14 protein-coding genes are annotated in these 13,470 nt (G+C 27.0%); 5 read left to right on the forward strand and 9 right to left on the reverse strand.

What is annotated here, in order from left to right:
- Positions 1 to 1,004, forward strand: a 1,004-nt coding sequence (locus ACRDDE_RS05445) for a M24 family metallopeptidase (RefSeq protein ID WP_438626067.1), incomplete at its 5' end; no start/stop codon positions are given.
- Between the two features lie 129 nt (positions 1,005 to 1,133).
- Here the strand turns inward: ACRDDE_RS05445 and yiaY are convergent.
- Complete coding sequence (gene yiaY / locus ACRDDE_RS05450) at positions 1,134 to 2,303, reverse strand: L-threonine dehydrogenase (protein WP_438626068.1); 1,170 nt, start codon at positions 2,301 to 2,303, stop codon at positions 1,134 to 1,136.
- A gap of 206 nt (positions 2,304 to 2,509) precedes the next feature.
- On the opposite strand from yiaY, the gene ACRDDE_RS05455 reads away from it, so the two are divergent.
- Positions 2,510 to 2,917 carry a GtrA family protein gene (locus ACRDDE_RS05455; protein WP_438626069.1) on the forward strand — a complete coding sequence of 136 codons (408 nt, stop codon included), beginning with the start codon at positions 2,510 to 2,512 and terminating at the stop codon, positions 2,915 to 2,917.
- A 33-nt stretch (positions 2,918 to 2,950) separates the two neighbouring features.
- Here ACRDDE_RS05455 and moaA read toward each other — a convergent pair whose 3' ends face one another.
- The 4 genes from moaA to alr all read right to left on the reverse strand — a co-directional run bounded on the left by moaA (position 2,951) and on the right by alr (position 6,594).
- Positions 2,951 to 3,907: a GTP 3',8-cyclase MoaA gene (gene moaA, locus ACRDDE_RS05460; RefSeq protein ID WP_438626071.1), complete on the reverse strand. Its 957-nt coding sequence runs from the start codon at positions 3,905 to 3,907 to the stop codon at positions 2,951 to 2,953.
- Positions 3,891 to 4,391 (reverse strand): MogA/MoaB family molybdenum cofactor biosynthesis protein, encoded by a 501-nt coding sequence (locus ACRDDE_RS05465; protein ID WP_438626073.1) that lies wholly within the window; start codon positions 4,389 to 4,391, stop codon positions 3,891 to 3,893. The genes moaA and ACRDDE_RS05465 overlap by 17 nt, the downstream gene beginning before the upstream one ends.
- Before the next feature lie 131 nt (positions 4,392 to 4,522).
- Entirely contained in the window at positions 4,523 to 5,455 is a 933-nt protein-coding gene (locus tag ACRDDE_RS05470) for a S66 peptidase family protein (RefSeq protein WP_438626075.1), read from the reverse strand.
- Complete coding sequence (gene alr, locus ACRDDE_RS05475; protein WP_438626077.1) at positions 5,455 to 6,594, reverse strand: alanine racemase; 1,140 nt, start codon at positions 6,592 to 6,594, stop codon at positions 5,455 to 5,457. The genes ACRDDE_RS05470 and alr overlap by 1 nt, the downstream gene beginning before the upstream one ends.
- Before the next feature lie 137 nt (positions 6,595 to 6,731).
- Between alr and ACRDDE_RS05480 the strand changes: the two genes are divergently transcribed.
- Positions 6,732 to 7,529 (forward strand): M55 family metallopeptidase, encoded by a 798-nt coding sequence (locus tag ACRDDE_RS05480; RefSeq protein ID WP_438626079.1) that lies wholly within the window; start codon positions 6,732 to 6,734, stop codon positions 7,527 to 7,529.
- Between the two features lie 24 nt (positions 7,530 to 7,553).
- Here the strand turns inward: ACRDDE_RS05480 and ACRDDE_RS05485 are convergent, their stop codons facing one another.
- The 3 genes from ACRDDE_RS05485 to ACRDDE_RS05495 all read right to left on the reverse strand — a co-directional run bounded on the left by ACRDDE_RS05485 (position 7,554) and on the right by ACRDDE_RS05495 (position 10,494).
- On the reverse strand, positions 7,554 to 8,108 hold the full coding sequence (locus ACRDDE_RS05485) for a flavodoxin domain-containing protein (protein WP_438626080.1): 555 nt from the start codon (positions 8,106 to 8,108) through the stop codon (positions 7,554 to 7,556).
- Positions 8,109 to 8,175: 67 nt separating this feature from the next.
- Positions 8,176 to 9,399 (reverse strand): MDR family MFS transporter, encoded by a 1,224-nt coding sequence (locus tag ACRDDE_RS05490; protein ID WP_438626081.1) that lies wholly within the window; start codon positions 9,397 to 9,399, stop codon positions 8,176 to 8,178.
- Between the two features lie 171 nt (positions 9,400 to 9,570).
- Positions 9,571 to 10,494 carry a DMT family transporter gene (locus tag ACRDDE_RS05495; RefSeq protein WP_438626082.1) on the reverse strand — a complete coding sequence of 308 codons (924 nt, stop codon included), beginning with the start codon at positions 10,492 to 10,494 and terminating at the stop codon, positions 9,571 to 9,573.
- A 245-nt stretch (positions 10,495 to 10,739) separates the two neighbouring features.
- Here ACRDDE_RS05495 and ACRDDE_RS05500 point away from each other — a divergent pair, with 245 nt between their 5' ends.
- Both ACRDDE_RS05500 and ACRDDE_RS05505 read left to right on the forward strand, forming a co-directional pair.
- A complete protein-coding gene (locus ACRDDE_RS05500) occupies positions 10,740 to 10,925 on the forward strand; it encodes a hypothetical protein (RefSeq protein ID WP_438626083.1) in 186 nt (61 codons plus the stop codon).
- Positions 10,926 to 11,051: 126 nt separating this feature from the next.
- Positions 11,052 to 11,615 carry a manganese efflux pump MntP gene (locus tag ACRDDE_RS05505; RefSeq protein WP_438626085.1) on the forward strand — a complete coding sequence of 188 codons (564 nt, stop codon included), beginning with the start codon at positions 11,052 to 11,054 and terminating at the stop codon, positions 11,613 to 11,615.
- 49 nt (positions 11,616 to 11,664) lie between these two features.
- On the opposite strand, the gene ACRDDE_RS05510 is transcribed toward ACRDDE_RS05505, so the two are convergent.
- The gene (locus tag ACRDDE_RS05510) at positions 11,665 to 13,455 is read right to left on the reverse strand and encodes an ABC transporter ATP-binding protein (RefSeq protein WP_438626087.1); all 1,791 of its coding nucleotides are present in this window, start codon (positions 13,453 to 13,455) and stop codon (positions 11,665 to 11,667) included.
- Between the last annotated feature and the right edge of the window lie 15 nt (positions 13,456 to 13,470).

Genomic DNA, 13,470 nt, shown 5'->3' on the forward strand with positions numbered 1-13,470 from the left:
ATCCATATGCAATATTCTACTTAACAGGAAAAATGATACATCCAGGAGAAAGATTATTAGCATTATATATAAATGTTAATGGAAATAATAAGATGTTTATAAACGAATTATTCCCTGTGACTGAAGACTTAGGTGTTGAGATGGTTTGGTTTAACGATACTCAAAACTCAGTAGAAATCGTTTCCAATGGTATAGATAAAACTGGTACTATAGGTGTTGATAAAAACTGGCCTTCAAAATTCTTATTAGCTTTAATGGATTTATGTCCAGGATGTAAATTTGTAAATTCTTCTTACATAGTAGATACTTTAAGATCTTCTAAAGATGAAGAGGAAAAGGATTTAATGAGAAAAGCTTCTGCTTTAAACGATGAAGCTATGAAGAGATTAAAAGATACTGTAAATGCAGATTTAACAGAAAAACAACTTGCTAACAAATTATCTGGAATATATGAAGATTTAGGTGCTGATGGTTTCTCATTCTCTCCTATAATAGGATTTGGACCAACTGGAGCAGATCCACACGGTACTCCTGGAGATAGAAAAGTCAAAGTTGGAGATGCTATAATACTTGATATAGGTTGTGTAAAAGATAATTACTGTTCAGACATGACTAGAACAGTATTCTATAAAGAAGCTCCTGAAAAAGCTAAAGAAGTATTTGAGATAGTTTTAGAAGCTAATAAAAGAGCTATCGCTTTAGTTAAGCCAGGTGTTAGATTCTGTGATATAGATGCAGCTGCTAGAGATTATATAACAGAAAAAGGATACGGAAAATACTTCACTCATAGAACTGGTCACTCTATAGGTCTTGAGTGTCATGATATGGGAGATGTTTCTTCTGTTAATACTGATTGTGTTCAAGAAGGTATGATATTCTCTGTTGAGCCAGGTATATACTTACCAGGTGAATTCGGAGTTAGAATAGAAGATTTAGTTCTAGTTACAAAAGATGGTCATGAAAATTTAAATAAACATGATAAAGAATTAGTTATAGTTGGATAAATTTTAAAGCATAGGCAAAAACTTTGTCTATGCTTTTTTACGTATGCATATTTTAAATTTATACAAAAAAAGATTATCTTAAATTAATTCAAGATAATCTTTTTTGATATATAATAATTTATTTAATTTTTAAGCAAGTTCAGTTGCATTCCCCATCGATCTTGTAAGTATATCTTTTACATCTTGATGAGTTGCTTTTATTGGATTTGTTAATCCACAAGCATCTTTAAGTGCATTATCTGCTAAAATATCAAAATCTTCTACTTTAACTCCTAGCTCTTTAAGGCCTGCTGGTATATCTATATCACTTGATAATTTTCTTATAACTTCTATACAAGCTTTTGCTCCTTCTTCATCACTCATGTTCTTAGTTTCAACACCCATAAACTTAGCTACATCCTTTAACTTAGCACTACAAACTGTAGAGTTAAATACTTGTACTTCTGGAAGTAATATAGCATTACATACTCCATGTGGTAAATCATAAAAACCACCAAGTTGGTGTGCAATTGCATGCACATATCCAAGTGAAGCTGAGTTAAATGCCATTCCTGCTAAGTATTCAGCATAAGCCATCATATCTCTTGCTTCCATGTTATTTCCATCTTCTACTGCATTTCTTAGATGATCATTTATAAGCTCTATAGCTTTTTGAGCACAAGCATCAGTAACTGGTGTAGCTGCAGTTGATACATATGCCTCAACTGCATGAGTTAAAGCATCCATTCCTGTTGCTGCTGTTAGTGATTTAGGCATACTAACCATTAACTCTGGATCATTTACTGCAAGTATTGGCGTAACATTTTTATCAACTATAGCCATTTTTACATGTCTTTCTTCATCTGTAATTATAGAGAATACTGTCATTTCAGAAGCTGTTCCTGCTGTTGTATTTATTGAAATTAAAGGTAATTGAGGTTTAGAAGATTTATTTACTCCTTCATAATCCTTTATATTTCCTCCATTTGTTGCAACTAATGCAATTCCTTTTGCACAGTCATGAGGAGAACCTCCTCCATAAGAGATTACAAAATCACAGTCATTTTCTTTTAATATTTCAACCCCATCCATAACACTTTTTACAGTTGGATTTGGTATAGATCCTGGATAAACTACATAATCTATATTATTTTCTTCTAAAAGATCAGTTACCCCTTTGAACTCTTCACTTTTAGAAGATCTTTTTCCACATACTATAAGGGCTTTTTTAAGTCCTCTCGAAGTTATCTCTTCTGCTATTTTCTTAACACACCCTGGTCCCATTAAACTTATATTCGGCATAAAAAATGCATAACTCATGTCTTTTCCCCCTTGTTAAACGTTTTTTTAAGCATTATTATTTGTTTTTAATTTAACACACTATAATTATATACCACATTTTTCCTTATGTATATAGTTTTTTTGTTTTTTATATGTAAATATCATGTTATTATAAAACCAATACTATATTATGAAACATTTTTACATCTAACGACATCATCAGTCAATATTAAGGAGAAAGTATAATGAGTTTAATTTTAAAAAAGTATAAAATGAAAATTATAGAATATCTTAAATTTAATGCTATAGGCATAACAAATTTCGTAATTTCTCAAATGATTTATATTAGTTTATATTTATTTTTTGAATTTCAATATTTATTAGCCTATTCTATAACTAGTTTAATAAGTGTATCTGCTTCATATTTTTTAAATTCAAAATTTACATTTAAACAGTCTAATTATACCGCTAAAAAGTTTTTATTATCTTCTTTAGTTTACGTATTTGAATTTTTCTTGAATATGATAATAATAATCTTATTTGTAAATATACTTAATATTAATGAGATTATAGCACCTTTATTTGCTCCAGTTTTTTCTACTCCTCCTGTCTTTTTTATGATGAGAGCTGTAATAAAAAAAGATATATATTAAATAGTAATCTATTTAATATATATCTTTAATTTTTTAACCACCTATTTGATTCATATTTCTTTTTGTATCACTTTTTTTATTCTCTAGTAGCTTATGTTTTTCTGGTTTTTCGTATATATACTTTTCTATCAAATTAGTAAACTCATTCTCATTGTTTAAATACTTATTAATGTCTAACTCTTCACTGGAATGTAAACACAACTTTACTTTTCCATTAGAAGTCATTCTTATTCTGTTACATTCACTACAAAACGAGCAACTCATAGGTGTAATTATTCCTACTTTTCCTTTTGAATTTCCAAGTTTATAATAAGATGCAACACTTTTTTCTTCATTTTTTATAGGTTTTAAGATTTCTATTTTATTTAAAGCTTCTTTTAAATTGATATATCCATTTTTAAATATTTTTAAACCTTCTCCTATAGGCATCAATTCTATAAATCTAACATCTATTTCCTTATTTTTTGTTAAATTTATAAATTGATTTAGTTCATCATCATTTAATCCTTTTATTAAAACACAGTTTATTTTTACTTTAATACCTAATTCCATACATTTATCAATTGATTTTAATACTTCTTTTAAGTCTCCCCCTCTAGTTATTTTTTTGTATTTATCTTCATCTAGGGAGTCCAAACTTATATTAACCTTTTTTAACCCGTTTTCTTTTAACTTATCGATTTTTTCATAAAGACCTATAGCATTTGTCGTTATGCATATATCATCTATATTGCAATTTTCTTTTGTGTATTTTATAAGATCTTGTAAATTATCATAGATAAGTGGTTCTCCACCTGTAAATCTTACCTTTTTTATTCCTAATTTTGAAAATCCTTTAATTATAAATTTATAATTTTCAAAACTTAATACATCATTTATATTTTTATCAAATTCAATTTTTTTAGGCATACAATAAATACAACTTAAATTACATTTATCGGTTAAAGAAATTCTTAAGTAGTCTATTTCTCTGTTATACTTGTCTATCATTTGCACACTCCACAGCTTCACCTTTTAGTATATCTATCCCATGTCCTATGGTATCTATTACAAATTCAATACTTTCTATTGCTCCTTTAGGACTTCCTGGTAAATTTATTATAACTGTATTTTGTCTTATTCCACTTATACCTCTACTAAGCATTGCTCTCTTAGTTATTTTACAAGATTCCATTCTTATGTATTCACTAATTCCCGGAATTTCCCTTTCAATAACTTCCTTTGTAGCTTCTGGAGTTACATCTCTTTTAGAAAATCCAGTTCCTCCATTAGTTAATATCAAATCTACATCTAAATTACACAATTTTATAATTTCATTTTTTAGCTTTTCTTTATCGTCAGGAATCATAGTGTAATATTTAACTTCATATTCTTCTTTGCCATTTATAAAGTCAGCAAGTTTCTTTCCTGTTATATCTTCTCTTTTACCCATAGAACCTTTGTCACTTAAAGTTATTATCGCTACATTAAACATATATCCACCTCTTTAAATCTCTTATGTATATACATAATTCTACCATATATTTTTTATGTTAGATAGTAACCTCTTTTAATATCTTTAAGTTAAAACAGCAGTTACATAAAATTTTATGTAACTGCTGTTTTCTATCTACTAAAATATATATTTTTATTTGTAGCATCTAATTTGCAATTTACACCTAAAGGTATGCTTATCATTGGATTACAATGTCCTGATTGCAAGTTGTATATACAAGGTTTATTGTACTTTTTAACTCTATCTGATAGTAAATCATATAACTCATAGTCATCTTCTTTCTCTTTTTTACAAGCTTCAAAATCTCCAAATATAATACCTCCGCAAGCTTCAAATTTACCTCCTAATTCTAGTTGTGTAAGCATTCTATCTATCCTATATATTGGTTCTCCAACTTCTTCTATAAACAAAATTTTATCTTTAGTATCAATCTCATATTTAGTTCCCATAGTACTTGCTATCAATGATAAATTTCCACCTATTATTTTTCCTTCTGCAACTCCATCTACTATAGTGTATAATTCTTCCCCGATAGGATTTTCTATAACTAAGTTATCTTTCATATTAATCATATTTTTAAAAGAATTGTAAGTAAAGTCATGCCATTTTGGTGATGTCGATGCCATTATTCCATGATAAGTTACTAAATTGCAATATTGATTAAAAGCTATATGAAGTGCAGTTATGTCTGAGTATCCAATAAATACTTTTGGATTTGCTTTTATAATGTCATAGTTTATTTTATCAAGTATTCTAGGAGTTCCATATCCACCTCTAAGACATAAAATTCCATCAACTTCTTTGTCTTCAAACATTATTTCTATATCTTTAACTCTTGTATTATCATCACCTGCTAAATATCCTTTATAACTTATATAACAAGTGTCTCCCATTTTCACTTTATATCCAAAACTTTCAATGGTTCTTTTTATTTTATCCATTTCAAAATTTAAAGAATCTTTGCTCTCAGGTTTATATGGACTTGATGGTGCTATTATCCCTATAGTATCACCCTGATTTAACTGTTTTGGAAATATCATCATTAATCATCCTCCAGTATATAATTTAAATTTTTTATTATTTTATTATTTTTTAAATAAACTTTATCAACTCTTCTTGAGGTTAATATAAGTATTTCATTTCTATTTGTATCACATAAGTTCGCAACCTCTAAAATATTTGGTCCATTTTTCCCATAAAAAACAACATCTTTTTCATAATCATTTTCATCTATATTACTTATGTCTATAATTATTTGGTCCATGCAAATCTTGCCTATTATATTACATTTTTTATTATTTACATATACATAACCTTTATTTGATAGGCATCTTGGTATCCCATCTGCATATCCACACGGTATAATACCTATATTCATATCCTTATTTGCTATGTATGAATAATCATAACTTACACCTTCTCCTTTAAGAAGTTTTTTTACTTGTATTATTTTTGATTTAAATGTAATAGCCTCTCTCGAGTTTAAATTTGACTTGCGACTATTATATCCATATATACTAGATCCAACCCTAACCATATCTAGATGGAAATCCTCATAAGCTACCATGCCTATACTGTCACATATATGCTTTATAGGTATATCTTTATATTTGGATATTTCATATAATATATTTTTAAACTTATTGAATTGTTCATAATCAGATTTTTCATCTTTAAGTGCTAAATGAGAGAAAATTCCTTCCACAAATATATGCTCTAAATTTATAATACTCTTTATATCTTCAAAGATAGATTCATCAATTTTAAACCCTAATCTATTAAATCCTGTGTCTATTTTTATATGAATCCTACCCTCGATATTTTTTTTCTTGCAAATACAATTAATTATATTAGCTTGCTTAGTTGAAAACACTGTAATTGTTATATTTTTTTCAATAGCCAAATCCAAATAGGCGTCCGGAATATATCCCATTACTAAAATGGGCAAATCTATATTATTTTTCCTTAGCTCAAAAGCTTCACTTATAGCTGCAACACATATATAATCTACATTTTCTTTGTCTATATTCTTGCATAGTTCAACTGCCCCATGCCCATATGCATCTGCTTTAACTACTATAGCTAATTTTGTATTTTTTGAAATATATTTTTTTATCTCACATATATTTTTATTTATTATATCTAAATCAATCTCTAAATAAGTTTCTCTTGTCAAATTCATAAGTTTCCTCCATTAATATGCTTTTTATATGTATATTTTAAAATCAAAATAACTATATCTATTATATGAAAATTAAAATTATTAATAGACAGTCCTCTTAATAATTTTAATTTTAATAAAGATTAGGGGGAAATCTTATGAGAGTATATATAAGTGCTGATATAGAAGGTACATGTGGAATTGTAAATTGGGATGAAACTAACCTTAATTGTGCTCATTCAGAATATCATAAAACTCAGATGACTAAAGAGGTTAAATCAGCTTGTGATGGAGCCAACAAAAATAATTGTGATTTTATTTTAGTAAAAGATGCTCATGATAGCGCTCGAAATATTAATCCATCTTTACTTCCTACAAATGTAAGTTTAGTTAGAGGCTGGACTAATGGTCCTCTTATTATGATGGCAGGTATTGACCCTACTTTTGATGCAACTCTTTTTATAGGATATCATAGTGGAGCTAGTCAAGATGGAAACCCACTTTCTCATACAATGAATAGTTCTAAATATGATTATGTAAAGATAAATGGCGAAATCGCAACAGAATTTATGGTAAATGCATATATAAGTGCTTACTTTAATATTCCTGTAGCATTTTTAAGTGGAGATGAACTACTTTGTAAAAATGCTAAAAAACTAAATCCAAATATAGTAACAGTTCCTGTCTCAAAAGGAATAGGAAATGCATCTATCTCTATACATCCAAATATAGCTTTAAAAAATATAAAAGATGGTGTTGAGCAAGCTCTATCAGGTGACCTTTCTAGACATATAATAAAACTACCTGATTTCTTTGATATAGAAATCAAATTTAAAAATCACTATGATGCTTATAAAGCTTCTTTTTACCCAAAATGTAAATTAATAAATACTCAAACAATATCTTTTTCAACAGATGATTATTATGAGTTTTTGAGAATGTTTTTATTTATTTAAAGAAAGTGCTAATGATAATTAAATTTAATTATCATTAGCACTTTTATATACATTGATTTTATCTATTAATTCTTCAATAGATTTTTTATCAGTTAAGTCTATTTTTTCTTCAAATCCCCTTAAGACCACTTTATCATCTTCTGTTAAATCTGATTTAGTCTTTTTGTCTATAATGCTTTTTAATGCTTTCATCATAATTTTATCTATAAAACTTAGCGAACTATAATCTAATCCTCCTTTAAAATTATAAAATTCAACATTTTTTTCTTCTATATTTTTAAAATTGTTTTTTATTAATGATTCTTTTCTATTTCCACTTATACTTTCCATTCCAACTGAAAAAATATAAATATTCTTATCTTTTATTTTGTTATAGTTTTGATCAATAAAGTTTAATCCATTTATTTTACCCCTATATACACCACCTCCAAATATTATAGTTTCATATTCGGCTAAATGTTTTGACCTTATATCGGAAATTTCATATAAATCTGCATCTAACTTCAAAGCAATCCATCCTGCATATTTTTTTGTACTACCATATTTAGTTTTATATATTACTGCAATTTTTTTACTCATACAAACACCTCATCTTACAGTTATTTCTTCTTATATATACTTATATGACTCATTTGTTTGTTTTCCTTTAATTATTTTTCATACTCTTTTTTATCATCATCATCGTAATCATTCCAAAAGTAGCAACTGTTGCAACAATCATCCATCCTACAAATATATTATATTTTTCTATCATATCTCCCATAATCATAGGTCCTATTGCAAATCCAATCCCTGATATTAAAGGTAGTATCGAACTTATTCTTCCTCTATGTGATGCAGGGGTGTTATTTGCAATAAACGTTCCTTGATTTATAACTATTAAAATCTCTCCTATTGTCATTACAAATACACCTATAAAAAATAAAACTACCGTATTTACTATTCCAAACATGAAAAATGCAATTGCATAAAATAACCCTCCAATAGACATAGCTTTTAATACATTCATTTTTGTTGTTAAAGATGTAAGTATAGGTGTAAATACTATAACTACTACTCCATTTATTCCACCTAGCAATCCATAAAGTTTTGCTCCACTTGATCCAAATAAATCTTCTAACTGTATCGGTAATGCAAATCCCCACTGTGAATATGAAAAATAGTACATCAATACTCCTAAAGAAAAGAATATTAGTGTAGGCCTTTGAATCAGAACCTTAAATACAGAACCTTCTACCTTTTGTTCTAAATCGCTTAAAATCTCTTCGCTTTCATAATTTTCATCATTTATTTTTCTTTCTTTTACAAATAAAATTATTAAGGCTAGTGCTATTAAAGTTGTGATTCCATCTCCTATAAATATAAGTGGTAAGTAATTTTCATATAAAAGGCCTCCTAATATAGGTCCTATGCAAAACCCTATATTACTTCCCATGTATAAAAGAGAATACGAAGCTTTTCTATTTTTATAGGTTGTTATATCTGCATTCAAAGCTTCAAATGCAGGTGATGAAATTGAATACAGACAAGATGACAAAATCATTATTTTTGCCATTGTTATTGAAGGTTTCATAAACCCACAAGCTATAAGTGTTAAAGCTCCAAGAAACTGACAAATAATTATAACTTTTCTTCTTCCTATCGTATCTGCTAATTTTCCTCCAAATATCATTGCAGGTGCTTGAAATGCAGATAGTGTAGTTATAAATATACCTGCTTCAGATACTGACAATCCAATTTTTCGAGTTAAAATTAAAGCCATTAAAGGATGTACAAAAGCCCCTAAACTATTTACAATCCTTCCAATAAACAAAACATATACTTCTTTTGACAACCCTTCATATGTTTTTAACAAATTGTTAATTCCCATAGCATTACTCCTCACAAATTGTTTTATACTATATAATTATATTAATTCTATCTACTCTAAAACCACTTTTAAAGCAAATTCATTTAATAAATTTGTAATTTTCCAAACATTTTAAAAATAAAATAAGTCATATTAAAATATTCAATCTATTTAATATGACTTATTAATGATTTATTCAATTTCATTAAGTTCTAATGAATCTGCTGTGTTTAATAAAAATGATAATTTTGTTTCTGCGCAAATAATAGCTGTAAATATAAATAAACTTCCTAAAATCATTCTAAGCGTTATTATTTCCTTTGCTATTATTACAGAAAAAAGCATTCCAAATATTGCTTCAGTGGATAGTAATATTGCTGTTTTAGTTCCATCAACTTTGGTTTGACATATTGTTTGCCCAAGAAAACATACAGTTGTATTAAATATTCCTAAAAATAGTACAGATCCTACAGTTGAGTTGTTTATAGTGGTACTTAATTCTCCTGCCAAAACCTGTAATATCAGTGATAGCAAAAATGCCGTTGCCATTTGGATGCATGTAAGCACAACAGGATCGTGTTTTTTTGTAAATTCACTAGTTAAAAATATATGCATAGCAAATCCTACTGCACAGATTAATGTCAGTCCATCTCCAAAACTTATGCTAAAATCTGACTCTAATGAGATTATTCCTATTCCTATAAGTGCAATTAAACTACTTATAATTCCTATTTTTTCTATCTTTCGTTTATATAAAATACACCCTACAAATGGTACTATTACAACATTTGCAGCTGTTAAAAATGCACTTTTCGCTGAGGTTGTATATTTCAACCCAAACGTCTGAAAAGAAAATGCTATAAATAAAAATATACCCAGTAATACCCCTGAAATAATATCTTTTTTATTTATATCTTTAAGTTTTTTAAAGAATACCACACTTATTAAAAATGCTCCTATAAAAAACCTACCTGTCATTAATTGAAATGGTGTAAGCCCATTTTCCAACCCAAGCTGAGTTGCTACAAATCCACTCCCCCAAATTAGAGATACTAAAAGTAATCCAATTTCTCCACTATACTTTTTTATAACAAACCCCCTCCTTTTTTTACCCACTCATATTATTATATTATTTATTTAGCACTTTTTCTATAATCTATAAAAACTTTATCTATAAATTTTCATAATTGTAAAAAATTTTATCCATTTGTATACTTAAATTAAAATTATTCATATTTTTGATGTGTATAATATTTTAGAAAATATAAAACTTTCGACGTTTTTTACTATATATTTACACATATTTCCTTTAGTGCTAATATTTAATTATTAAATCAATTATTCTTAAGGAGATGTTAAAAATGACTGTTAAAAATGAAGTAAAACACATAGAAGATGAATTTAAAAAAGATGTAGAATGTTTAAAATCTAGACACGAAGATAAAAAAGAATTTAGACATGAAAATCATGAGGAATATAAATTTGCTAAAGAATTAAAACATGAAATGAAAAAAGAAGAAAAAGAATTAAAACAATTAGAAAAATAGTTTTTAAAGCGTACCTTACAAATAGTAAAGTACGCTTTTTTAATAAAACTTGTACTATTTGCATGTATATATCTATATATATTAATATTGAACTATTTTATTTTAATATATATAGGGAGGATTTTCATGAGCATAACTTTCATATTAATGACTTCTATTGCACTATCTATGGATGCATTCACTGTATCATTATCTAAAGGTATGTGTATAAAAAAATTAGATTTTAAACTTGCTCTTAAAATTGCATTTTCTTTTGGATTATTTCAAGCTTTAATGCCTCTTATCGGTTGGAAAATAGGAATTGGATTTTCTGAATATATAAAGTCTATTGACCACGTAATAGCATTAGTTTTGCTATGTTTTTTAGGTCTAAATATGATTTTTTCAAAAGAAGATGATTCTAAGTCATCTAAACTAAGTAATTTTGATATATTTATTTTAGCTATAGCTACTAGCATAGATGCTCTTGCAGTAGGCGTTAGTTTTTCATTTTTAAATATTTCAATACTACCCATAATACTTTGTATAGGCATAATAACATTCATACTTTGTTTTTTAGGTGTATTAATAGGAAATAAGGTTGGATATATTTTAGGAAGTTTTGCTAAATTTTCAGGAGGAATAATACTTATTTTAATAGGATTTAATATTTTTAATGAACATACTGGATTTTTAAATCATTTCTTTTAATTACATATTTTAAGTTTTAAGGTGACATCTAGTATATCTAAATGCCACCTTAATTCATGTTATCTCCGTTTAGTGAGCATATGCTATCGTAATAAATGCCTTTTTTATTCATTAATTGCTCATGCGTTCCACTTTCAGCTATTACCCCTTTATCTACTACCATTATGTTATCGCAATATCTTATAGTACTTAATCTATGAGCTATTATTATACTTGTTTTATCTTTCATCGCATATTTTATAGCTTCTTGTATTTTTCTTTCTGTATTAGTATCTATACTACTTGTAGCTTCATCTAAAATCAATATTGGAGATTCTTTCAGTATAGCTCTTGATATACTTATTAATTGTTTTTGTCCAATACTTAAACTATCTCCGCCTTCTTCTATACATGTATCATAATTGTTTTTTAATTTCATTATGAAACTATGTGAATTAGAAATTTTACATGCATCAATTACATCTTCTTTTTCAGCATCTAATTTCGAATACTTTATATTATCTAAAATCGTTCCATTGAATAAATATATATCTTGCAATACAATTGATAAAGAATTATTAAAGTATTCTTTGTCATAGTCATTTACATCATTTCCGCCTATTAAAATTTTTCCTTTATCATGCTCATATAATCTATTTATAAGGTTTATAATAGTTGTTTTACCACTTCCAGTCGTACCTATTATGGCATTACTTGTTCCATCTTTAATCTTAAAGCTTAAGTCCTTTAGTATATAATCACCTTTTCCATATTTAAACCATACATTTTCAAATTCGATATCCCCTTTTAACATATTTTTATTTTTAACACCTTTACTTACATGTTTTTCTTTTACCTGTTCATCTAATATTTCAAAAACTCTTTCACATCCAGCTATGGATATCTGAAAAGTGTTAAATAAATTTGCAAGTTCATTTAAAGGCCTAGTAAATTGTTTTGTGTAACTTAAAAATGTAGCTATAGTTCCTATAGTTATTATATTTTTTATGGAAAGGTATGCCCCTGCTACTGAAATAAGCGTAAATGATATGTTTGTAATAACATTCATCATAGGCATAAGAAGCGAACTATATATTTGTGCTTTTAAAGATTCTCTTAAAAGCCTATTATTTATTTCATTAAAGCTTTCTACTGATTCATCTTCATAGTTAAAAGATTTTATCACATTCATATTTTTTATATTTTCTTCTATATGTGAGTTTAATAACCCTAATTCTATTTGTTGGTTTTTAAAAAATAACTTACTTCTTCTAGCAATAAATTTACTTAGTATAATAACCAGAGGCATTGTAATTACGCTTAATATTGTCAACTGAGGACTTAATATAAACATCATAATTACGGTTCCTAAAACAGTTATACTAGATGTAATTATCTGAGCTATTGAACTTGATATACCACTACTTATATTATCGATGTCATTAGTCATTCTACTCATTAGATCTCCATTTTTATGTTCATCAAAATATGAAATTGGCAATGTTTGTAGCTTTGAAAAAACAGATGATCGTATTTTTTTTATAACCCTTTGAGACATATTTATTATTATAAATTCCTTAAATAAACTTACAACTGAGTCAATTAAGTAAAAACTAATTAAAGCTACCAATGTTATTTTAAATATAGATTTTCCAAATTCATTCATATCTATAATATCTATGCACTTTCCTATTAAAAGCGGTATTAATATAACAATTAAACAATCTAAAAAAACCAAAATACTTATTAATATTAATGTTTTTTTCTCATTCTTAAAATATTTCAAAAGTCTTAAAATTGTCTTTCTTGTATTTTTAGGTTTCTTCCTTGGTGTAAATCTGCTTTCAATCTTACTTTTCATTGATTACCCACCACC

Origin of the sequence: Paraclostridium sp. (genome assembly GCF_051656405.1) — a bacterium.
In the GTDB taxonomy this organism is placed as follows: domain Bacteria; phylum Bacillota; class Clostridia; order Peptostreptococcales; family Peptostreptococcaceae; genus Paraclostridium.